Raw genomic sequence first — 22,549 nt, 5'->3', positions numbered from 1 at the left:
TGGTGGAAAAGGAGCTAAAATACTAAAACATGTCCGTAGCATACGGTCAATTTAATAGACAACTGGTATCTATACGGTTCCTAATGTAGCAGAGCAGCGGTTGGAGCATGCTGTATTGACGTGAATACAGAGGAGGAAAGAACGAGATGCGAAGTGAGCAGCAGATGATGGAGTTGATTGTGCATGTGGCGCAGCAGTATGAGCATGTGCGGGCGGTGGCGATGAATGGATCACGCGTCAATTCGGCGGCGACGCGTGATTCTTTTCAGGATTATGATGTGGTGTATATCGTGGATGAGATGCAGTTTTTTATGGACAATCACGATTGGGTAGAGGTGTTCGGCGAGCGCATCATCATGCAGATGCCGGAGCAAGGGACGCTCGTTCCGCCCGCGAACAATGGCAGCTTCATGTATTTGATGCTGTTTGCCGATGGCAACCGGATCGATCTGCGACTGCTGCCGATGGAGCAGCGATATGACTATGTGCAGGAGGATACGTTAACAAGAATTGTGCTGGATAAGGACGGCATCATGCCGACGATTCCATCGCCGACAGATGCAAGTCATCGCACTCAGTTGCCAACTGCGCAGCATTTTGCCGATTGCTGTAATGAATTCTGGTGGGTGTCCACCTACATCGCCAAAGGATTGCGACGCGGCGAGCTGTTATACGCGCTGGATCATCTGAATCGGTATGTACGCCCGATGTTGGAGCTGCTATTGTCATGGCAAGTAGCAAGTGAGCATCCAGAAGGCATCAATGTAGGCAAAAGCGGTAAATATTTGCACAAATATTTACCAAGCGCGACGTATCAGCGATTGTTGGATACATATCCGCGCGCCGAAACTGCACATATCTGGAGTGCTGTCTGGATTATGACCTCATTGTTTCATGAGACAGCTCAGCAACTCGCCCAGACAATGACGCTGGATTACAATGTGCATGAAGCGGAGTGGGTACTTGCTTATCTTGCTTCGGTCTATCATCTTCCTGCCGATCATTGACCCCGATTCATGATGCGCAATCTACAGGTATTGCAGGTGTTTTGTACACGAGCTAGCCGCCTAACACTCGCTGTTGGTAACGCTCAGATACATGCTGTAAACGGCGAATATGTAGAATACTCTGCGCTATTTCCCGTTCTAACGCTGCCGTGACTCGAATCTCGGCTGCCATGCTATCCAGAATACGTTCGCGTTTGATACGCGGCTCAAATGTATGTAAATACGCAGAACGAATCAAGGACCAGCTACGTACACTCTGGGTAAATGCATCGTTTAACGGACACATCGCCTGATCCTGCTCATTACACAGCTTGTCCAGCAATCGTACAAACTGCATCCGTGATTGTACGATATAAAGCAGCTCCAGGCTGAGTCGATTCATACTCCCCGGACCGTCCTGCTGTTGCTGCTCCACTGCTAGCCGATCCAGCTCTGGCAATTCGTCAGCAAATCGCAACATCGATTCAACCATCGGACAAGCTTCATGATTGTGACCTAGATTGCGCTCCGCACTGCGCGCCAGAATTTCGTTTCGCGTTGGCTGATGCACAATCGGACGATAGCGATCATGGGTAGGCCACATCGTCATCAGTTCCCCGGCAAAGCCCAGACTGAAATCGCTCACTGATTGCGGATACTGATGCGTCATATACGCCACATCCGTACAAAATAGCTGATGAGTCAGATCGTCATATCCAGTAATCAGGTAAAAGTTGTGGCTGTGCTGTTGCCCATAATTTTCCGGAAACCAGCCGCAATAAAAGGAATCGCCCTTCACCAGCACCGGACGCTCCTGCGCTAGCTCCAGCCGAATGATTCCGAGTGCTTCTTCAGCAGGTAAATGGTTGGATACGCGGTAATCGATCCGGCTCCAGTCGAGAATCTGTTCATATGAGGTGTTGTACAATACCGATTCCTGCCCGAGCGCGGCAAAGCCGGATGTTGGCTGTTCCTTCAAGCAGGAGAACGACCAAGCATCGGCAAAGGCATACATATAATCGCTACCTACATAAGCGGCAGCACTGGCGACGTTGCCAGTCAAGCTGGACCATTCAAATCCCGGTAGCGGTTTCAGCTGGATGCGGTACGAGTGGGGCATCGGTATTCACTCCTTGGTGCCTGAGATCAGGCAAAGTATGTATTTTAAAATTAGATGGTTGCATAAGCAATAACTTTTTCTCAGCGAGGGGACATTAAGAGTAGTATATAATAGTTCAGTTAGTGAGAAAAGGGTATACCTGTAATGTAAATAATATACAGTAGTTCCGTATGGATCTTGCCTTTCCGTAAAGTGGATGAATCAGATCAAACATTGACATGGAAATTGGGAATATGATATATAAAAGATAGGTTTAGCACTCGATTGATTAGAGTGCTAAATAACAATGTCACGATACATAAGGTATCTGCTATGCGGCATACGTGTCGCCAAGCGGAATATACCTGCTATTTTATACAAGAATGGAAAGGGGCTTTCACTTCATTATGAGCAAAAAGCAATTTCAAGCTGAATCCAAACGTCTCCTAGAAATGATGATCAACTCGATCTACACGCACCGCGAGATTTTCCTGCGCGAGCTGATCTCCAACGCCAGTGATGCCATCGACAAAATTTACTACAAAACATTGAGCGACGACAATCTGACGTTCCATAAGGAAGATTACTACGTCAAAATCAAGCCAAACCAAGAGACTCGTACGCTGACCATCTCTGATACAGGGATTGGTATGACATCCGAGGAGCTGGAAAACAACCTCGGTATTATCGCGAAGAGCGGCTCGCTTGCCTTTAAAAAGGAAAACCAGGCGCAGGACGGTCACAATATCATCGGTCAATTCGGTGTCGGCTTCTATGCTGCCTTTATGGTGGCGGATGAAGTAACTGTGATCACGCGCGCACTTGGCAGCGACCAAGCGTACAAATGGCATTCCGAAGGCGCAGATGGCTACACCATCGAGCCAACGGACAAAGAAACCGTTGGTACGGACATCATCCTCAGCATTAAGGAAAATACCGAGGACGATCAATACGACGAGTATTTGGACGAATATCGTCTGCGTACCATCGTGAAAAAATATTCCGACTTTATCCGCTACCCGATCAAGATGGATGTGACGAACAGCCGTCCGGTCGAGAAGGCAGAAGATGCAGCAGAAGACGCAGAGCCGGAATACGTAGAATATACCGAAGAACAGACGATCAACAGCATGATCCCGATCTGGCGCAAAAACAAAAGCGAACTGACCGACGACGATTACAACAACTTTTATCAGGAAAAACGCTACGGCTTCGACAAGCCGCTCAAGCATGTGCATATTAGTGCCGACGGTGCCGTTGTGTATAACGCGATCCTGTTTATCCCGGAAAATACGCCGTTCGATTACTACACCAAAGAGTATGAAAAAGGGCTGGAACTCTACTCCAACGGCGTTCTGATCATGGACAAATGTGCGGATTTGCTGCCGGATTATTTTAGCTTTGTCAAAGGGATGGTCGATTCCGAAGACCTGTCGCTGAATATCTCGCGCGAGCTGTTGCAGCATGACCGTCAGCTGAAGCTGATCGCCAAAAACATCAAAAACAAAATCAAATCCCAACTGCAAAGCCTGATCAAAGACGAGCGTGACAATTACGAGAAGTTCTATCAATCATTCGGTCGTCAGCTGAAATTTGGCGTCTACAATGACTACGGCATGCACAAGGACGATCTGCAAGACCTGATCATGTTCCATTCGTCCAAAGAGAAGAAGCTTGTTACACTGGATGAATACGTATCGCGGATGCCGGAAGATCAGAAGTATATCTATTATGCTGCTGGTGATTCCATCGAGCGCATTGAGAAGCTGCCACAAACCGAGATGGTATCGGACAAAGGCTACGAAATTCTGTACCTGACCGACGATATCGACGAGTTTGCAATCAAGATCATCAGCGCATACAAAGAAAAAGAATTCAAATCCGTATCCAGCGGCGATCTGGGCATCGAGCCGGATGAGAAGGACGAAGCAGCAGAAGCGGAACAGAACGAAAGCAAAGAACTGTTCGCAGCGATGAAGGACGTACTGGGCGGCAAAGTGAAGGATGTCAAAGCATCCAAACGCCTCAAATCCCATCCGGTCTGCCTGTCTACTGACGGCGAGCTGTCAATCGAAATGGAGAAAATCCTGCAAATGATGCCAAACAGCCAGGATGTCAAAGCCGAGAAAGTACTGGAAATCAACATCAACCACGACGTATTCCAATCGCTGAAAAAAGCGCATGAGAGCGATAGCGAGAAGCTGGGATTGTACACGAACCTGCTGTACAACCAAGCGCTGCTGATCGAAGGACTGCCGCTACAAGATCCGGTTGAGTTTACGAATGATATTTGTAAAGTGATGGTGTAAGTGGATTTTGCATATTAGCTAAATCTATATAAATAACCCGGATGATTGCCTACGTACAGGTTTTCACTCCGGGTTTTTAATTGTATGCATATTCGGGTAAAGTTATGCTAGTAATCACTTGAGGTATTTCTGATTTATATCAAAGCAGAATTTTACTGAATATAGAGTGATTTAGTTCTTTTATTTTTTACGAAAGGATAGTATAAAAGAATTAAAACTAATAGAGGTGGTGGAATAAATAGCTAAGTTAAGTGATATTTGGATTGCATTAAAAAGTAAAATAGTTAAATGGGATATCTATTTGCCAAGAGGGTTAATTTATTTGCAATCTTATTCTAAAGTGAAAATATTAATTTTTTCTATTATTGCTTTTATTGTTTTATATTTTTCTTATATGTATTTCTTTAGAGATACTCCTAAACGAAGTGAATTGATTTTATCTTTTGCTTCTAACTCATGGGTTACATTGATTGCTGGTATTGCTGGGGCACAAACCTATAACTATATTGTTACAGAAATTCGAGAGAATAAAAAAAATTGGATCATAGCTAAAAGCAATTTCTATTGGCCGTTATACTCGGCAATAATGAATTATTTTGAAAGGTCAACTGTCTTTCGCCCAGGCGAATTAAGAGATGTAGAAAGTACACCATATGAATTGAAGCAAGAGATCTTTAAAATATTTGAAGATAACATAAAATATGCGGACAATAATACACTAATTGCATATTATGAATTTCAAAGATACAAAATGTATGATGATAATTCTGAGAGGGGTTCAGAACAAAGAGAATTGGAGTTATTTTGTAAGGTTTTAGAAGCATTCTATTTAAAAAGTTTAAAATATAAAGACATACGAAAACATGATTATTTTTTTAAATCACGTATTCTTTTCTTTCAAATCTGGCAACTTGCATTTAATGCTGAATTGATTGATCCAGATGGTGCATTAACCTATAAATTTCAAATGGATACTTTAAGACTAGCTACCTTTTATAGCATAGAAAAATTAAATAAGATGCAAAGAAAATCGCCTGATAAACAAAAAAAAGATATATAAAGAGAATTATAAAAAAAAACAGCTCATAATGATGATTATAGCTTTGCAAATTTAAACGAAGTATTTTTTGACCCATCTAATATATGGGAAGATTCCATGGCAATTTCTATACAATCTATGCGTGAAGAAGTAATGCAAGATAAAGGAGACGCTATTTTAAATATTAGTAACAGAGAGACATTAAGAAACACATTACTTAGTAAGATCTATCATGATACATTTTCAGAGAAGTCAAATGATATTCAATATGAACTTGAACAATATAATAGTCTTGCTGTAGAAAAAAGACTTGCATATCAGTATTTAAATGACAAACATTTTATAGAGATAATAACAACTGAAGAAAGTATACTTATAAAAATTACTGCATTGGGAATGGAAAGATATGAGGAATCAGATAAGCAAAGAAGAAGAACCATGTAAAGTAGAAACTATCCTTTTAGCATTGCTTATCCATAAATTTTTAAATTTGTTGCTTATACAACTGAGCATATTAAAGAGTGAACTTATTAATGTTAAATTAATACTCTACACTGATGACAGAGTGTACAACTAAAAAGTATTTTGTTGAGAAATAATACTATCCTCAATCATATTATGTACTAGTTGTATTCTACGTATTATGATGTTTTTGTTCTTGGCTTGAAGAGGATAATATTATTTTTATTTTTAAAAAAATAATTTATTATATTTTCTCGTGATGCATTTCATTCCACATCTGAATCCCCGCTTTAAATCCGTGAGTATATGCAGATGCAGTGTATAACGAAGTTACCTCGTCATATAGATCAAACATATCCTGTAATAATTGATAATCCGCTTCGGTCATTCGATGCTGTAGTGCTTCAAGCATAGTATGTATACGATTATTGATTTGTCCGTATTCTTTGGAATCAGGTTTAATCTGCTCACATGGTCGATACGTTCCGTAATATATTTCTTCCAAAATACTCATATGATCTGCTCCTCGTGAAATATTTGATAACTACACTCTAGCGATATTTTCGCTAAAAATCAATAGCGAGATATTCGCTAGGATATGCTGGCGTTGGAGGTGTAGTTTATGTACATACGAATCCGCCATTTACGTGAAGACAAAGATTTAACACAAACACAGATGGCGCAGTATCTTCAATGCAGCCAGCGCATTTATAGCAATTACGAACGTGGCGAAGTGGATATTCCAACGCATATTTTAATCAAAATCGCTGATTTTCACGATACAAGTACCGATTATTTATTAAATCGAACCAATCGCAAAGAACGCTATCCACTAGACTGATGTATAGGAACAGAAATCCTCATAGAATAGAGCATATGGAGTCATAGTACACTACGTGCAGGAGTGTGATGAATATGAACGTGATACTATCCGAAACGACCGATGCTTCTCCTGTACTGACTGATGTTTACTGGCAAGCGATTGTTCAAAATGATCAGCAGTATGACGGGACGTTTTTTTATAGTGTCAAAACAACCAAAATCTTCTGTCGTCCATCTTGCAAATCACGGATACCGAATCGTCACAATGTGCGACTATTCTCTACCGTGCAACAGGCGATGCAGGCAGGATTTCAGGCGTGCAAGCGATGCTGCCCAGATCAACTATATTCTCCACAGGAGCAGTGGGTGGAAGAGATTGTACAACTAATACACCAATACTACTGGGACGATCTAAAGCTAGAGGAATTATCCCGGCTCGCGAGCGGAAGCCCGTTTCACCTGCAACGCTCATTCCGTATAGTAAAAGGATACACGCCGACACAATATATCCAGACCGTGCGTATCCGTGAAGCGGAGAAGCTGCTGTTGACGACGACACAGAGCATATCACAAATTGGCATACAGGTCGGATTGGATAACCCGTCCTATTTTGCAACCTTATTCAAGCAAAAGACAGGCTTCACGCCAACCGCCTACCGTCAGCAGCATCTTGCTCCTGTACAGAATGAAGCCGCAAGATAACAAAAGAAGCTCCTGCCCCTCTCATCTATACTATGTCCATACTATGGATTACAGAGAGGGGCATCTTCATGCATCAGACCATTCAGCCACAAATTTTATACTTTGGCACACCTGTTGTCATTATTAGCACACTCAACCCGGACGGCACGCCGAATATCGCACCGATTTCGTCCATTTGGTGGATCAATCAATCGTGCATGATCGGTATGTCGAATCGTTCGCAGACAATTGCTAATCTGCAAAGGGAAAAGCAGTGCACGATCAATCTCGCTTCTGCCGATTTGGTGCATGCGGTTGACCGATTGGCGTTGACGACAGGATCGTTTCCAGTGCCAGAGTACAAGCAGAATATAGGCTATGTCCATGTAGCGGACAAATTCCAACATGCTGGTTTGACTGCTGTACCATCACAGACGGTGCAAGCGCCATGTATACAGGAGTGCCCGGTGCAAATGGAAGCTGTGCTGGAACAAGCGCACGTATTTGATGAAAAAGGTGGCGGACATATTTGCGCCGCCGAGTTGAGAATTGAACGCGTCCATATCGAAGAAGCATTGCTGAACGATCGGCAGCGCATCATAGCCGAACGCTGGCATCCGCTGATTATGAATTTTTGCGAGTTTTTTACGACGGGAGCGACGATTCATCCTTCGCGATTAGCGGAGCCATTTACCAAGCAATATTATGAGTCCTGATATGGTCGCTGTAACTGATAAGATTGGCAATACACCTGAATACATCATCAATAGCGAAACGCTTACTTTCCTCAAAACGAGGGCAGTAAGCGTTTTTTGTAATATTCCGAGTTTTTTTGATAATAAAATACCAAGTATACAGAACGTGATAATTTTTTACCAAAATCGACATATGACTTAATCTCATTTTGACACTTCGGCTTTAGTATGGGACATGCAGGCAGCGATAACATATCTACAAGTCATACATACTCTCGATCAACATCGATGTTCCACTTCTGCTGCTGTCTGTTGTTAACTGCACACGCAATCACGAGTTGCTCATGCCAAAGCCAATTATCATTATTCCAGGAGGAATTCATGAACACAACATTCAAAGGGAAATCTTCACTTCGTAAAGCGGGAGCGACCAGTGTATTCTCCATGCTGCTCATTCCGGCACTGCTGCTGTCCGCATGTGGCAACAGCACCGATTCATCCGTCGCTAACGGGCAGGCAGTATCGACGGTCACAACGAGTGAGACGGCAGATACCCTATACCAGCAGGCAAAAGAAGAAGGTGGCAAAGTAGTCGTCTATTCCACTTCCGGTCGCGCTAACGATGCCGCAGAAACCTTTATGAAACAATACCCCGACATCCAAGTCGAAGTCAGCAAAGTCAAATCCGACGAGATGATGGACAAGGTTACGAACGAGCAGGATGCCGGACAATTCAACCCGGACGTAATCATCACCAAGGAAGTGAGTGGAGCAGTTGGCAAAGAGATGGTCGAGCAGGGACGCTATCTGAAATATTTGCCCGACGATATCGCGTCCAAGGTGGATGAGCCGTATCGCACACAGGCACCGGGGTATGCCAACTATGTAGAGTTTCGTACCCTCTTTTACAATACCGATCATTACAAGCAGATTCCGGTGACCAACTGGTGGGATCTGACAACACCCGCATTTACAAATAAAGTGTATGTTGCCGATCCGCTCAGCTCGCCAGCATTTATGGATCTGTTCACCACAATGGTCATTCATAGCGACGATATGGCAGCGGCATACAAAGAAAAGTTCGGCAAGGACATTCAGCTGCAAGGCACGGAAAATGCCGGATATGAATTTATCCGCCAGCTGTTCGCCAACGGTCTGACCGTACTTAAAGGCAGCGACGATGTACTCGACGCCATCGGCAAAACGTCCAGTGATGCCGTCGGAATCGCCGTTTCGGGCGACGTGTCCAAAGTGGAAGAAAAGGGCTGGCATGTGCAGCCAATCTACGATATTCAGCCCAAAACCGCTGTACCGGATGCCGGGTATCTATACCTTGCCAAACAAGCACCACATGAAGCGGCAGGCAAGCTATTCATCCGCTGGATGATGGGCGAAGCGGACGGCAAAGGCGAAGGACTGGCGCCGTTCAACGAAGTCGGTTCCTGGGTACCGCGTTCTGATGTGAAGACGAAGAATCCGGTTGGCTTTGAGCAATTGCATCTGTGGGACTTTGATGCGGATACGCTGTATATGACATCGCCGAAAGTACGCGATTTCTGGATCAAGCAGAAGTAAGCGTCTAGATGCTGTAAGATAGCAAGCTGATAGTTTCAAGCCAGTTATGACCAAAGATTCATTGAAAAGTTACACGGACTTATACGAACGTATTGTATCCCATCCTCTATTAAAGGAGCCTGAACACATGTCGAGCACGCCTATCCGTTCCCTTTCTCCCCAACAACAGCGGCTTCGCTTGCGCAATACACTCCTGCGCTGGCTGCGCAGCCCGGTTCATCTGATCGGCGGGCTTGGCTTGCTGTTTCTCGCGTATACGATTGTATGGCCGGTGATCAGCATTCTGATCTCCACCTTTGTCTGGAAACAGCAGGATATGCGCGTGACGGCGGAAGCGAATCCGGGGCATTTCACACTGTATCATTGGCAGCGGGTGCTGGCGAGCGATATAAGTACGTCACTCTTTTATAAGCCGGTACTGCATGCTGGAGCAGTAGCAGTGACGGTTGCCATTCTGTCGATGCTACTCGGCTGCGGGCTGGCATGGCTGGTGACGCGTACGGATGTGCCTTTCAAAAAGGGCATTACCTTTCTCGCGGTCATTCCATATCTATTGCCGTCATGGGTCATTGCGCAAGCATGGCTGACCTTTTTCAAAAATGACAAAATTGGCGGTACGCCGGGCATCTGGCAATCGCTGACCCATCTGAGTACGCCGGACGGACTGGCATACGGATTCCTTCCGATTGTGATGTCGCTGACGATTCATGACAGTGTGTACTTCTTCCTGCTGGTCGGGGCGGCGCTTAGTTCGATGAATACACAGTTGGAGGAAGCGGCGAGTATTAGCGGAGCGGGGCGACTGCATATTTTGCGCAAAATCGTCTTTCCACTCATGCTGCCCGCGATTCTGTCAGGCTTCATTCTTACCTTTACACGGGCGATTAGCTCGTATGGCGTTCCAGCGATTCTAGGAACACCAGTAGACTTTTATATGATTTCGACGATGCTATATTCCAGTATGCGTGCCCGTCTGACGACAGAAGCACATGTGCTCGGGCTGATGCTCATGCTCATCTCGATGCTGATGATCTATTGGAATAGCCGGATTATGGGGCGGCAGCGCAGCTTTGTGACGATTACTGGTAAGGACAGTCCACGTACATTACTGACACTAGGTAAATGGCGTTCACCAGTAGCGAGCATAACAACCGTGCTGATGCTGCTCATCTCGGTCGTGCCGCTGCTTATTCTGTTACTGCAAACATTCATGCTGCGCGAAGGCGTGTATAGTCTGGATAATCTAACACTGCATTACTGGATCGGCGGTTCGGTGAGCGAGATCAATTCCGGGGAAAAGGGAGTGCTGCACAATCCGATTTTCCTACTGGCACTGCGTAATTCGCTGTTAATCGCTGGAGCTTCGGCGATCATTGCGGCGATCTTTGGGCTGATTCTCGGTTATGTGGTGGCGCGCGGCAAGCAGACATGGATCGGGCGTACGGTAGATCAGGTATCGTTTCTACCGTATCTGATGCCGGGGATCTCGCTATCGGCGATCTATATTACGATGTTCGCCAAGCCGCATTGGATCGTTCCCGCGCTGTATGGTACGATCTGGCTCATTATTTTGATTACCGTTGTAAAGGAACTGCCGTTTACGGTCAAAGCAGGCAGTGCCGCGATGATGCAGATTGGCGGCGAATTGGAAGAATCGGCGCAGATGAATGGTGCGTCGTGGTGGCGACGGTTCCGGCGCATTTTGCTACCGCTGAATCGGAAAAGCCTACTGTCTGCGTTTTTGCTTGTGTTTATCGGGGCGATGAAGGAGACGGAGCTGATCATCATGCTAGTGACGCCGCGAACCGAGACGCTGACTACGCTAACATTTGAATATGTGGAAAAGGGCTATACCCAGCTGACCAACGTCGTGCTGATGATCATGATCGGCATCGTCATTGCGGTATATGCACTAGCGACCCGTTACGGCAAAGCCGATCTGACTACAGGAATTGGAGGACAGTAATATGAGTGCAATACAATTGCAGGGCGTACAGGTGCAGATTGGCAGCAAGCAGGTGCTGTCAGGCATTGATCTGACTGTGGAAAAGGGCGAATTCATGACCTTTCTCGGTCCTTCCGGCTGTGGCAAAACGACTCTGCTGCGTACCATTGCGGGATTGCAGCAGGCGAGTGGAGGCAGCATCGTATTAAGCGGTCGCGAGGTTGCCAACGGCGATACCGCTTACCATATGGACCCGGCAAAGCGTGGACTGAATCTCGTCTTCCAGAGCTATGCGCTATGGCCCCATATGTCCGTATTCGACAACGTTGCCTTCGGCTTACAGGTACGCAAAATGAGCAAAGCCGACATTCGGCAAAAGGTACAATCCGCTCTGCACAAAGTACGCATCGCCGAGCTGTCAGACCGCTATCCCGGCGAACTATCTGGTGGACAGCAGCAGCGCGTCGCCATTGCCCGTGCCATCGTGACCGAGCCAGAATTGCTGCTGCTTGATGAACCGCTATCCAATCTGGATGCCCGACTGCGGGTAGAGATGAGAGCCGAGTTGAAACGACTGCATCGCGAGCTAGGCGCCACGATCATTTACGTTACCCATGATCAACAGGAAGCATTGACGCTGTCTACGCGAATCGCTGTCTTTTTCGATGGCAATATCGTTCAGGTGGATCGTCCACAGGAATTATATCGCCGCCCCACGACTCTACGGATCGCCGATTTCTTTGGTAACGGTGGCATGGATACCAATCATCTGGAAGCCGAGCTTGTTCCAACCGATGGCGGCAACCTATACATCAGCAGCCCTGTTTGCTCCTTTGCTGTCGCTCATAACAAGAACGAGAGCAATTCAGCATCCCATGACGATCCAGCGCCGCAATCCAGCCAACCCGTCGTCTTAACAATCAAGCCCGAACACATCCAATTACAAAAGCACTACACACCCGGCGCCATTCCTTGTACCATCGAAACCGTCATCCCAGCAGGCGCCGAAACAACCGTAACCGTCCACACCAACGGCAGAATTCTAACCGCCCGCACCCTAGGCGACACAACCTACGAACCCGGCACCCCAATCTACATGCTGCTACACCCAAACCACATCAACCTATACCACGGCGAAACGGGAACCCTACTATCAAACCTAACCCCAATCCCAACCCCAATCCCAACCCCCATCGCCGACCCCCCCCCCTATACCTTCCCCAAACGCGAAACCATCCGCGCCTAAGCAGGGTATAGGATATAAAGAAGATAGAAACAAGGTATAGAAAGTAACTAAGTAGCAGCCCAGTAAAAGCAAGTAGATAGCAGCCAACAAACCAAACGATGGTAAATAGAAAAACGAGTACATTCTAAGTGAACAGAAACCCAAAGCTTAGAAGCTAAAAGAACAGAACCTAAGTAAATAAAAGCTAAATGAATATAGAACCAAATACAAACTGCTGAATATACCCGAAGCTACAACCCAAAATAGAGTAACACCGCTCAACCCTAAATGTTCAAGCCCAAACTCACCATTATCTCTACACCAATCGTTTAAAGTAACATGCCCTAAAATCTTTCTATACTACTCTCTCTCCACCTCCGTGTGAATTTGCTGCATTCGTTCCATATGAGTAACTAAATCGCACGGAGCGGAGGGAAGGGAATTGGGAAAAAGGACGACTTTGGAGGTGCGAGAATCTACAAGTATCTCCTATTCCGTAGATTCTCGTAGCTCCACCGGAGTCCGTTTCCCAATCCCTTCCCGGAGCGGTTCAGCATTTCCTAACTGTATCCAACCAAATACATTCACCCGGAGGTACCCCACCATGAAATTCGATTTCCACATTCACGCCAAACTGTCTAAAAAAACCGACTTCTCCATCGAACACTTCACCACGATCCTCGACGAAGCCAAGATGCACGGACTCGACGCGATCATCCTCACCGAGCACTTCAACACTCACCGCTTTGACGACGTATACGGCACACTGGATCAGCATTTCCCATGCAACGGTCACTACTACGACCGTAACGGCTTCCGCATCTTTACCGGTATGGAGGTAGACGTTGCCGAAGGCGGTCATATCCTGATCAGCGGACCAAAGGAACAATTACTAAGCGTACGCAAAGCGCTGGACGGCTACATTTCACCAGATCGCTTTATCCCGCTGGAAGCGTTGTTCGAGCTGTGCGAACCCGCCGGATTGATGGTCATCGGCGGACACCCGTTCCGCAAATCCAATCATCTCTACCATGTAGCACCTGAACTGCTACGCCGATTCGACGCGTTCGATCTGAACGGCAAAGATCTACACGAAATCGGTATTCAAGAAAATATCGCCAAAGTGCTCACACTGGGCGAGCAACACGGTGTACCAGTCGTAGCAGGCAGTGACGCGCACCAGATGTTCCAAGTCGGCTGTGTGTACAACGAATTGCCGGGCAATTACGACACCGTTGCAAATATCCGTGCCGCCATCGCCGCTGGACTGTGCAAACGCCACATTTCGCCATCTCTACATTTACAAGTACGCGCCGCCAATACCGTCAAAAAGCTATTGAAAAAGAAAGTCGAAGTTGTTGATTCCCTGCACGGATAAGAGAATCACTTGTAGGCGGATAAAATAGCAAAAATAGAAGTGGCGCATGCAGTCGTATGTTTTCATACCAATATAATGTATAGCAGCAAGAACCTGTATGACGCACATTATATATCTAGTATGGACATCGGGAACAACATAAGGGAGGGACGGCGATGGGACTAACGTTTGATCATGTCAAATTGTCGCGCAGTCACCAGCGGGTGGCAGATTATATTTTAAAACATATCGACGGCATCCCTTTTATGGTGGAGGAAGATATCGCTTCCGCTTGCGAGGTGAGCGTATCGACCGTTTCGCGCTTTTGGGCAGAGATTGAATGCCGCAACCTGAAAGAATTCAAAAACCGCGTCAAAAAAGAAGGTCTGGTCTCACCGACACGCAAGCTGCAATCTGCTTTTGACCGTTTGGAGGAGCAGGGCAGCACCACCGCGCAAATGATGGACACCGCCAATTATGTACAGCAAACTGCCGACCGTCTGGAGCAAAAGGATTTTGACCGGGCGGTACGCATGCTGACCGAAGCGGGTACGATTCATATGTATGCCCCCGGTTCGGCACGCGCGCTGGCGGAGTTGTTGGAATTTCGTCTGACTCGATTTGGCAACCGTGTGCGCACGATGGATCACGGCGGGCATGAACTGCTGGAATACTTTATCCATATGCGCGCGGGGGATGCAGTGGTTATGTTCGGCTTTGTATCGGAATCGCCAGAGATGGCAACGCTGTTTCATTATGCGCGTCAATGCGGCTGTCGCATCATCCTGCTGACTGATCTGGTCGTCAGCGACATGCGACAAAAAGCGGACGTCGCGTTGTATACCGCACGCGGCGAAGTGTGGGAATTTCACTCCATGGCAGCGCCGCTCGTTATGCTGGAAGCGCTAATCGTCGCAATTGGCAAATCGCAGGAGCAAAAAGCGATGCGCCACGGCGAGGAACTGCACCGTCTGCGCCGCCAGTACAGCAAATGGCTGCCGAAGCGGGTGTAAGATAAATAGAACAAGCCAAAAGAAAAGGTCAGAACCATGATGATGTATCAATTGGTTCTGACCTTTTTGGCTCGTTCTATACTGATAAAATGGTACGCTATGAGCAAGCTGTAGCCAGATTTATCTTTTCAGGTATACTGTAGGGGTTAATAGTGTAAAAGAAACAACGTACCACCCATGATGCACAGCAGTGGAACGAGATGAATCGTGCGCAGAGGTTATCGTACGCAAAGGTTGCATCACGTGAATCAAAGTCATGCCCTCTGTCGCACAGATTGCACATGATGGACTAATCCCAAACTACATACCCGGAGGTACACGTATGAGCGAAACACAAACTCTACAACAGGCTCTCACACAAATCCAAGAAGCCGCCCAATCTCAATCGCCCAATTCATCGCTTTCCACTACCGACCCAGCCAGTGCTAACGCCGATGAACATGCCACTTCTAACACTGCACCAGCTCAAGAAACAGAAATGCTCTCTTCCTACATCCAGCGTCTTCCCAAGCGACAGATGCGCAATGACAAAGGGCAGCTGCAATGCTTCGTTGAACTGGCATGGCTGCTGTATGTAAATGGGGAGGAGGATATTGCGCGCCACATTACCGAACCGCTCATCACCGTCCCTTTTGAGAATAGCTACGATTACTGGACATGGCTTGAACATGCCCATGTGCTACATGCGGTGCTTGCACCAGCCGAACAGGCAGATACAGCCAAGCAGCAAGCCATCGCTGCTATCGAATCAGCAGTGAATACAGGCAAGCCGGACGTGGTGGAGATCAAGCGCAAAGTTCATCAGCGTTTTTTGGAGGGCGATATGGTACAGCCGAACGATCTGGACCGCCATATCTCTGCCGATGATCCGGTAGGCGAAGCGAATCACCGATTGCTTCATCTCATGCGGCTCAGCAAGCTAGAACTGTTAGGTGGTTCAGAGCAATATCCGGCATCGCATGCCGCTGACGAAGCGAAGCAGCAGATTGTACGCATTCGCGACATTATTGCGGATATCGGTCTGTTCAAACTGATACCGTTTCGCTGATAACCTCTACGGTCAGCTATGAGCATATTTTACGATGATCGCTTCCTGTAACTGCTTGTCATAAGCGATCCATAGCTCATCGCCGATTTGCACGCCGAACAGTGGTTCAATGGACTGTTCGATCACATAATGACGACCATCGCGCTGTACAGTGATCTTCGCCAGTGGACGTTCGCCAATCGTTCCTTGAAACTCTACCTGTTGTACGATAGCGCTACCTTGCTTGCCGCGCAGCAAACGGATTTCGCGTTCCAGTTCATATCGATTGACACTGACAGGCACGGTCATGCCGATACGCATGGCGCGCAACACTGCATCCTGTACAAACAGACTATTCATCCGTCGGATGACTTGTTCGCCCGCTTGAATAGAAATTTCCATGAGCACCAGTTGACGATCTCCACTACGTATCGGATACGGTTTGCTGTAAATCAGTTCCCCCTGCAACGTCAGATGATCTTCTGGACGATATGGCTGGGATGCGCCGTAACGGAACAAGCGCGGAGTGCCAGCGATGACAGCGAGAGTCGCTTGCTCCCAAGTTCGATACGTGAATCCGACAGACTGCACAACAGGAATGTCATAATGCTGTCCGCCCGCTTCAAAATGCAGCACCAGTGCTTCTGCCCGCTGAACGGAATCGATTCGGTCAATACGCTGAAGCGTAGCATTCTGAATCAACTCTGGCTCTGGTGCTTCTTGCGGCAGTGGAACGTCATCATTTTCGCTAACAAATATCGCTTTGTTGCGTGCTGGATCATAGCTGATCATGACCGTATCGCCGACCGAAGGTGCATTCAGCAAGGAGATCACTTTGCGTATATGCAGCTCACGCGGTTGATTTTCCATATGAAAAGCAATCGTAAAATCGACCAACGGCTGTTCATTGATCCGGGTACCGGTTTCCTTCATTCGTGTAATGACCGCATCCACCACGATGCCTCTGGATAACTGTCGTTTCTTACGATAGCGCAGCAGCGGAATGAGTAGGAGCGGCACTAGAATCATCAGCACCGGAATGACAAGCCAGATCAGCCAGTTGATGACCAGCGCACCGCCTTGACCGACAAAAGCAAGAAATCCATGTACAGATGGCGAATCGCTCAGCGCACCTGTTTGTCCGTTTAGCTGCCAGCGTTGTACAGCGTCCGTTTGTAGGGAAGCCGTTTTCTTCGTATCGGTATTCAACCACCCGCCCCCATGATCTTCATACGAATAGTAGATCAGCAGACTGCCGGATTCTTTGTAAAATCGCAATTCGTTATTGTTGAAGTCTTCTACGCTCAAGTTAGCCAGTAACGCAGAGACGTCGATGGATTGCTTGGTTTGTTCGTTGTAGACATAGCCGCTGCGCTTGCCTTTGACCGGGTCTGGTGTGGTGGAACCGGCAAGAAGGATTTCATGGTCATTTAGCAAAAAGAGCTGGGCGTCGTAGACCGGCTTTGGTGTAGGAACGACCGCCAGTGCATCGTCGTCTTGCGAATACGTATACGCCTGTACCGGATACGTGCTATTGATCTTGATGACAGGACGCGACTGCGTGCCAAAATGCTTGCGGAATTGCAGCTGCGCCAGATCCTCTGCTTCAAAGGTATTGTCTTGCTTTTCGGGATGGTAATACACGTCGATGTTACCCTTGTCGTCCAGAATGCCGCTAATGTAAGCGGTAGTGGAATCTGCCAGTGATACGTTGAACATCGGAATGGTGCCGCCTGCATTGTCGAAAGTATCACTGACTGCATCGATGCTGGTTGGACGTTGCCCTTTGAAATAACTGCCATCCTGCAAGTTGATATACTGGAACTTTCCATTGGCAATGCGGGCGATAAACGCGTCGTATTGTCCACTCTGATCTGCCTGCGCGAAGATGATTTGATTGCGCCACATATAGCTGTCCGAACTCAGATAACTGGTAATCGACAGCGGCTGGTTGATGAGATTGGTGAGCTGTTTGGTTGCAGTATCGAGCATATAAGCATGGGCATCGTTCTCTTGATCTTTTACAGTCAGAAGAAGCTGATCCTTGTAGTAAGCCGCCAGATGCTCCATGAAGATATTAGAGTCCATGCTCACTTCCCCTTCATATTGCGATCCGTCTGCCTGATACAGATACGCATTCAGTTGATTGTCCGACGTAGATGGGGAAAGGGCAACAACACGATGTCCCTGATCGACATAAAAAATGTTGCTGATTTCGTTCGAATATTGCGAAGACGTTACTGGATTCAAGCTATCGGTATATTCGTTCCAAACGAAGAAGCTCAACAAAATGGCGGGAAATAGAAAAATGAGTATAGGGAATAAGCGTAGTGTTTTTCTGATCACAATCGTTCCTCCTGTAAGGCTATGTATAGCTGTATGGTACCATAGGTGCAAACGTCACTTCTAGGAAATCGTACGTATCGTAAACAGGAATATAGGCATTTTGGTGTTCATATGCTGTAACCGTGGTAAGTATGCTAATATAGAGGCTGGAACAATGCACGCTTCATGTGATGAAGCACAGAGAGGAAATGAATATTTTGAGTAATGAATTCAACGAAGAACAACAGGAACAGGCAGTGCCTGCCCGACAATATGAACTGCCGGAAAACTATAGCCAGCTGAAAAAGGATGCGCATCGTCAGTCGGATTGGCAGCGCCGTCAAGAAGCGGCTCGCGAGCTGGGTCAATACGATCTGCCGCCGGTTATCGATCTGCTGCAACATTTGCTGCATAACGATCCTGTAACAGCGGTACGTCAGGAAGCATACGAACAGCTGCGTCAATTGGGACAGGATGTAGAACTGCCAGAGCGTCAAGGCGGCGAACTGTTCAACCACATGACCAAAACGCTGATCCGTATCAAAAAAAGTTTGCCTGCTGATCACAGCTACGAGGACTTCAAAGACAAACTGAACAAAATGCGCGCCGATATCTATAACGCCTACGAAGGCGAAAAAGGCGACGAATTCGACAACTGGCTGCGCGGTCGCTGGGAAAGTCTCGATCTGACGATTAACCCGAAAAAAGACAAGCCCAAAGCCAACACCCGCAATAACAAACGCAATTCCTAATTGCTCATACAACCACTATAGGATGCAAAGGAGAATGACAATCATGGCGATTCAAATCCAATTACAACCAACACCAAACCCAAATGCCGTAAAAATCAACGCAGACCAAACGATCTTCGAAGGTGCAGGCAGCAAATCCGTCAAAGCAGGCGACACCACTGACCACGCGCTGGCACAAGCCCTCGTCAACATCGACGGCGTAGACAACATCTTCGGCATGCGCGACTTCGTCACCGTCAGCAAACTGCCTGACGCAAGCTGGGACGACATCATGCCACAAGTTGAGAAAATCTTCGAAGAAGCGTAAGCTTCCAACCGAATCGTTCATCCAAAAAGGGACACCCGCTGATCAAGCAGGTATCCCTTTTTTTGCAAATTTATTATACTTAACCAGCACCCAGCACCCAGCACCCAGCACCCAGCACCCAGCACCCAGCACCCAGCACCCAGCACCCAGCACCCAGCACCCAGCACCCTAATCTTAAAACTACTGCTGCCTACGCTTCATTCTAATCTTACGAGCAACCAACCATCCTGCAATTCCCACAACAACGACTCCCAGAGCAACACCACCCCAAATCCAAACCATTCCATCATTCGTATCATCGGCATTATAGTTTTCTGTATCGTCTACATGTACACTAGCTCCAACCGCCCCAGACATTTCGCTAGCATCATGATTCCATCCATTCCCCGGCGCATCCTGCCAATCCGCCCGTGATTTTTCAGCGCTCCACAATCGGTGTACAAATTCCTCAAGCGTCAGCGTATCAAACTGCTTCATCTCTAACAACATATTGTTTTGTATTAGCATAACCTGCTCTTGACCATCAACATCAGCAACCCATGCCTTAATCCCAGTACGCATATCATCAATCAATTTACCATCCCCATCATTACCGCTCCAAGCAATAGCATGCTGCAATGGTCGCGTAAAATCATCCTCTGAGAACCCTTCAGAAGTCGCAACCGTCGTAATCGCATCATATTTCGGCGGAGTAGACGTATAAATCAACGACTGATCCTGCCCGTGATATTGCGTCGTAAATACATACCCTGCCAGATCCAGAACCTGATTCGCAGAAATCTCCCGTTTATCTGCCTGCCCACCAAGCTTCTCAACCGCAATTCCATTCAAACTATAATACGGATACCCTTCACCCAACGTATATGTATCCTCACGAACAGAAACATGCTCTTGCCCTTGCACTGTTCCATCCTGTCCCAATATATGAACCTGCGTCTGCGAATCCCGCAACTCCTGCTCAACCTTCACCCTCACATCATCAGGAACACCGCCCGCCTCAACTAGTCCACAACCCCACATCCCCACCCAACCCATTATCCCCACAACCACCCAAATCTTCCACAATCCAAGCACCCAACCCTTTCTTCTAAACATCCCCACCAATCCCATCACCTTCCCATATACAAACTAATCCCCAAACCTCTAATCCCCAACTAAATCACAAACTCAAGCAACTTCCATATTATGTATAAAATCACAAACTAAGCATACCACCACCAACCCCACATTCAAAATCCTATCCCCTAACAATCTCAACACCTTACAACAAAATCCCAACCAATCCCATACTCAAACAACTCCTTATCCAGCCAATATAATTCCCAAGCAACCTAACCAACCGAATCAACCTAATCTCTAATCCTACTACCCACCCTCTATAGGAATTTTTTGAAGTTGTATGTTGAGGGCAGATGATGGGCAAGCACGGAACGGAGGGAAGGAAATAAGGGAAAAGGGCGACTTATAGTGTTTGCGAACTTCAAACACGGGTTCAATGAAAAATGATTTTTGCGAAGCAAAATATCTTACTGCTTTGGAGATGCGGGAATCTTCATTCATTCCCAAATCCAAAAGATTCCCGCGGCTCCACCGGAGTCCCGTTCCCTTATTCCTTCCCGCAGTGAATGCTGCCCAAACATCCCCTCCCATACACCCTTCAAAACAATTCTGACAGAAATATCAGATTTGCCATATTGCCCTCGCCCTAATTTCGCTGTATATGTAATTTAGACCTACTGCCCGTGAATCAACAACATCTGTTTCGATCTCTTCATCTTCAACCAACAAGCCATGATCGTGATGTCCAATCCCAAGGAGGGAACTATGCAATATATTGCGGCTTTTATCCTGTCGTTTGTCTTCGTACTGATCACGATTCCGATGCTGCGCAAATGGGCGATTACACTGGATTTTGTAGACAAGCCGCGCCCGGATAGTGAGCGCAAGCTGCACAAAGAACCAGTGCCACTCATGGCAGGGATCGCACTATTTGGCGGATTTGTCATCTCCTACATAACATTTATGGATGCCAGTCCGGGCAAAATGGCAGCGGTGCTTGGAGGCTCGCTGCTGGTGCTCATCATCGGGCTGGTAGATGATTGGTACAAAGTCAGTCATCGCGAGTTTCCAGCTCTGCCCAAAATGCTTGTTCAACTGGCAGCAGCATTAATCGTTTATATGGCGGGCATTCAGTTTGTCGGTTTTTCCAATCCGTTTAACGGTGAGTATATTTTGTTGCCCGAGTGGTTACAGCTGGTATTGACCCTGCTGTGGATTTTTGGCGTGACGACGGTTATTAATTTTAGCGATGGCATGGATGGATTGGCAGGCAGTCTGGCGACAATCTCGGCAATTACGCTATTCATCGTCGCGATGGCACAGGGGCAAAGCGGTCCCGCGATCATGGCGATTAGCTTAGTCGGTGTAGGCATTGGTTATCTGCGTTACAACAAACCGCCTGCAAAAGTATATATGGGCGATTCAGGTGCGACCTTCCTCGGCTTCGTGCTGGCGATTATCGCGCTGGATGGAGCGTTCAAACAGGCGACTTTGCTATCGTTGTTTGTGCCGATTCTGGCACTGGGTGTGCCAATCTTTGACAATATCTTTGTCGTGATTCGGCGCATGATGAGAGGGCAAAAGATCTATGAAGCAGATGCGACGCAAATTCATTATCGCCTGCTGTCGAGTGGATTGAATCCCCAGCAGGTGTTGCTGGTACTATGTTTGATCAGCGTCTGTCTAGGATTGTCTTCGATCATTTTGATGATGTTACCGATTTAGACAGGATGGATATTGAGAGTTACCACGTACATGTATTAAGAACATTTACAACATATGAGCCAATCAACAACACATCAATGGATGTGTAATATACACTCATTTTTTCGATCCAAGTCTGACATTCCACAGTATATAACGGGATGTCA

General features: G+C 46.9%; 20 protein-coding genes. 16 read left to right on the top strand and 4 right to left on the bottom strand.

The genetic code is table 11. From position 1 onward, the window contains the following. Positions 1 to 146 precede the first annotated feature (146 nt). Positions 147 to 1,007, top strand: a complete 861-nt coding sequence (locus tag ACDE64_RS19710) for an aminoglycoside 6-adenylyltransferase (RefSeq protein ID WP_411347980.1) — start codon at positions 147 to 149, stop codon at positions 1,005 to 1,007. Between the two features lie 52 nt (positions 1,008 to 1,059). On the opposite strand, the gene ACDE64_RS19705 is transcribed toward ACDE64_RS19710, so the two are convergent. Further along, on the bottom strand, positions 1,060 to 2,106 hold the full coding sequence (locus ACDE64_RS19705) for a hypothetical protein (protein ID WP_411347979.1): 1,047 nt from the start codon (positions 2,104 to 2,106) through the stop codon (positions 1,060 to 1,062). Between the two features lie 386 nt (positions 2,107 to 2,492). On the opposite strand from ACDE64_RS19705, the gene htpG reads away from it, so the two are divergent. The 3 genes from htpG (at position 2,493) to ACDE64_RS19690 (ending at position 5,877) form a co-directional block, all read left to right on the top strand. Beyond that, positions 2,493 to 4,394 (top strand): molecular chaperone HtpG, encoded by a 1,902-nt coding sequence (gene htpG, locus ACDE64_RS19700; RefSeq protein ID WP_411343778.1) that lies wholly within the window; start codon positions 2,493 to 2,495, stop codon positions 4,392 to 4,394. A 322-nt stretch (positions 4,395 to 4,716) separates the two neighbouring features. Further along, complete coding sequence (locus tag ACDE64_RS19695) at positions 4,717 to 5,454, top strand: hypothetical protein (RefSeq protein ID WP_411347978.1); 738 nt, start codon at positions 4,717 to 4,719, stop codon at positions 5,452 to 5,454. A 96-nt stretch (positions 5,455 to 5,550) separates the two neighbouring features. Beyond that, on the top strand, positions 5,551 to 5,877 hold the full coding sequence (locus ACDE64_RS19690) for a hypothetical protein (RefSeq protein ID WP_411347977.1): 327 nt from the start codon (positions 5,551 to 5,553) through the stop codon (positions 5,875 to 5,877). A 262-nt stretch (positions 5,878 to 6,139) separates the two neighbouring features. On the opposite strand, the gene ACDE64_RS19685 is transcribed toward ACDE64_RS19690, so the two are convergent. Beyond that, positions 6,140 to 6,409, bottom strand: a complete 270-nt coding sequence (locus ACDE64_RS19685; protein WP_411347976.1) for a DUF6809 family protein — start codon at positions 6,407 to 6,409, stop codon at positions 6,140 to 6,142. Between the two features lie 108 nt (positions 6,410 to 6,517). Here ACDE64_RS19685 and ACDE64_RS19680 point away from each other — a divergent pair, with 108 nt between their 5' ends. From ACDE64_RS19680 to ACDE64_RS19640, 9 genes are all read left to right on the top strand, one after another. Then, a complete protein-coding gene (locus ACDE64_RS19680) occupies positions 6,518 to 6,736 on the top strand; it encodes a helix-turn-helix domain-containing protein (RefSeq protein WP_411347975.1) in 219 nt (72 codons plus the stop codon). 74 nt (positions 6,737 to 6,810) lie between these two features. Next, positions 6,811 to 7,419 carry a bifunctional transcriptional activator/DNA repair enzyme AdaA gene (locus tag ACDE64_RS19675; protein WP_411347974.1) on the top strand — a complete coding sequence of 203 codons (609 nt, stop codon included), beginning with the start codon at positions 6,811 to 6,813 and terminating at the stop codon, positions 7,417 to 7,419. Between the two features lie 68 nt (positions 7,420 to 7,487). Continuing rightward, complete coding sequence (locus ACDE64_RS19670; RefSeq protein ID WP_411347973.1) at positions 7,488 to 8,114, top strand: flavin reductase family protein; 627 nt, start codon at positions 7,488 to 7,490, stop codon at positions 8,112 to 8,114. Between the two features lie 360 nt (positions 8,115 to 8,474). Further along, positions 8,475 to 9,668, top strand: coding sequence for an extracellular solute-binding protein (locus ACDE64_RS19665; RefSeq protein ID WP_411347972.1), 1,194 nt, complete (start codon positions 8,475 to 8,477; stop codon positions 9,666 to 9,668). Between the two features lie 127 nt (positions 9,669 to 9,795). Next, on the top strand, positions 9,796 to 11,634 hold the full coding sequence (locus ACDE64_RS19660; RefSeq protein ID WP_411347971.1) for an ABC transporter permease: 1,839 nt from the start codon (positions 9,796 to 9,798) through the stop codon (positions 11,632 to 11,634). Position 11,635: 1 nt separating this feature from the next. After that, positions 11,636 to 12,859, top strand: coding sequence for an ABC transporter ATP-binding protein (locus ACDE64_RS19655; protein ID WP_411347970.1), 1,224 nt, complete (start codon positions 11,636 to 11,638; stop codon positions 12,857 to 12,859). A gap of 583 nt (positions 12,860 to 13,442) precedes the next feature. Beyond that, positions 13,443 to 14,216 carry a PHP-associated domain-containing protein gene (locus tag ACDE64_RS19650; RefSeq protein ID WP_411347969.1) on the top strand — a complete coding sequence of 258 codons (774 nt, stop codon included), beginning with the start codon at positions 13,443 to 13,445 and terminating at the stop codon, positions 14,214 to 14,216. Positions 14,217 to 14,371: 155 nt separating this feature from the next. Next, the gene (locus ACDE64_RS19645; protein WP_411343769.1) at positions 14,372 to 15,208 is read left to right on the top strand and encodes a MurR/RpiR family transcriptional regulator; all 837 of its coding nucleotides are present in this window, start codon (positions 14,372 to 14,374) and stop codon (positions 15,206 to 15,208) included. A gap of 322 nt (positions 15,209 to 15,530) precedes the next feature. Next, positions 15,531 to 16,256, top strand: coding sequence for a DUF6707 family protein (locus ACDE64_RS19640; RefSeq protein ID WP_411347968.1), 726 nt, complete (start codon positions 15,531 to 15,533; stop codon positions 16,254 to 16,256). 12 nt (positions 16,257 to 16,268) lie between these two features. Here ACDE64_RS19640 and ACDE64_RS19635 read toward each other — a convergent pair whose 3' ends face one another. Then, positions 16,269 to 18,581, bottom strand: a complete 2,313-nt coding sequence (locus ACDE64_RS19635; RefSeq protein WP_411347967.1) for a hypothetical protein — start codon at positions 18,579 to 18,581, stop codon at positions 16,269 to 16,271. Positions 18,582 to 18,778: 197 nt separating this feature from the next. On the opposite strand from ACDE64_RS19635, the gene ACDE64_RS19630 reads away from it, so the two are divergent. After that, positions 18,779 to 19,312: a HEAT repeat domain-containing protein gene (locus tag ACDE64_RS19630; protein ID WP_411343766.1), complete on the top strand. Its 534-nt coding sequence runs from the start codon at positions 18,779 to 18,781 to the stop codon at positions 19,310 to 19,312. A 43-nt stretch (positions 19,313 to 19,355) separates the two neighbouring features. Then, on the top strand, positions 19,356 to 19,619 hold the full coding sequence (locus tag ACDE64_RS19625) for a NifU N-terminal domain-containing protein (protein WP_411347966.1): 264 nt from the start codon (positions 19,356 to 19,358) through the stop codon (positions 19,617 to 19,619). Positions 19,620 to 19,799: 180 nt separating this feature from the next. Here the strand turns inward: ACDE64_RS19625 and ACDE64_RS19620 are convergent, their stop codons facing one another. Then, complete coding sequence (locus ACDE64_RS19620) at positions 19,800 to 20,714, bottom strand: hypothetical protein (RefSeq protein WP_411347965.1); 915 nt, start codon at positions 20,712 to 20,714, stop codon at positions 19,800 to 19,802. 729 nt (positions 20,715 to 21,443) lie between these two features. Here ACDE64_RS19620 and ACDE64_RS19615 point away from each other — a divergent pair. Continuing rightward, on the top strand, positions 21,444 to 22,403 hold the full coding sequence (locus tag ACDE64_RS19615; protein WP_411343763.1) for an MraY family glycosyltransferase: 960 nt from the start codon (positions 21,444 to 21,446) through the stop codon (positions 22,401 to 22,403). The last annotated feature ends 146 nt before the right edge of the window (positions 22,404 to 22,549 follow it).

Origin of the sequence: Paenibacillus sp. WLX2291, assembly GCF_046603665.1 — a bacterium.
In the GTDB taxonomy this organism is placed as follows: domain Bacteria; phylum Bacillota; class Bacilli; order Paenibacillales; family Paenibacillaceae; genus Saccharibacillus.
The sequence above is the reverse complement of the archived record's forward strand: the minus strand, read 5'-3'. Positions and strand labels throughout refer to the sequence as shown.

Bases quoted from the DNA above. Each gene is read 5' to 3' on its own strand.
- ACDE64_RS19655 (WP_411347970.1), top strand. From the start codon at position 11,636: ATGAGTGCAATACAATTGCAGGGCGTACAGGTGCAGATTGGCAGCAAG.
- ACDE64_RS19660 (WP_411347971.1), top strand. From the start codon at position 9,796: ATGTCGAGCACGCCTATCCGTTCCCTTTCTCCCCAACAACAGCGGCTT.
- ACDE64_RS19680 (WP_411347975.1), top strand. From the start codon at position 6,518: ATGTACATACGAATCCGCCATTTACGTGAAGACAAAGATTTAACACAA.
- ACDE64_RS19675 (WP_411347974.1), top strand. From the start codon at position 6,811: ATGAACGTGATACTATCCGAAACGACCGATGCTTCTCCTGTACTGACT.
- ACDE64_RS19640 (WP_411347968.1), top strand. From the start codon at position 15,531: ATGAGCGAAACACAAACTCTACAACAGGCTCTCACACAAATCCAAGAA.
- ACDE64_RS19690 (WP_411347977.1), top strand. From the start codon at position 5,551: ATGGCAATTTCTATACAATCTATGCGTGAAGAAGTAATGCAAGATAAA.
- ACDE64_RS19645 (WP_411343769.1), top strand. From the start codon at position 14,372: ATGGGACTAACGTTTGATCATGTCAAATTGTCGCGCAGTCACCAGCGG.
- htpG (WP_411343778.1), top strand. From the start codon at position 2,493: ATGAGCAAAAAGCAATTTCAAGCTGAATCCAAACGTCTCCTAGAAATG.
- ACDE64_RS19625 (WP_411347966.1), top strand. From the start codon at position 19,356: ATGGCGATTCAAATCCAATTACAACCAACACCAAACCCAAATGCCGTA.
- ACDE64_RS19685 (WP_411347976.1), bottom strand. From the start codon at position 6,409: ATGAGTATTTTGGAAGAAATATATTACGGAACGTATCGACCATGTGAG.
- ACDE64_RS19705 (WP_411347979.1), bottom strand. From the start codon at position 2,106: ATGCCCCACTCGTACCGCATCCAGCTGAAACCGCTACCGGGATTTGAA.
- ACDE64_RS19665 (WP_411347972.1), top strand. From the start codon at position 8,475: ATGAACACAACATTCAAAGGGAAATCTTCACTTCGTAAAGCGGGAGCG.
- ACDE64_RS19670 (WP_411347973.1), top strand. From the start codon at position 7,488: ATGCATCAGACCATTCAGCCACAAATTTTATACTTTGGCACACCTGTT.
- ACDE64_RS19620 (WP_411347965.1), bottom strand. From the start codon at position 20,714: ATGTTTAGAAGAAAGGGTTGGGTGCTTGGATTGTGGAAGATTTGGGTG.
- ACDE64_RS19615 (WP_411343763.1), top strand. From the start codon at position 21,444: ATGCAATATATTGCGGCTTTTATCCTGTCGTTTGTCTTCGTACTGATC.
- ACDE64_RS19650 (WP_411347969.1), top strand. From the start codon at position 13,443: ATGAAATTCGATTTCCACATTCACGCCAAACTGTCTAAAAAAACCGAC.
- ACDE64_RS19710 (WP_411347980.1), top strand. From the start codon at position 147: ATGCGAAGTGAGCAGCAGATGATGGAGTTGATTGTGCATGTGGCGCAG.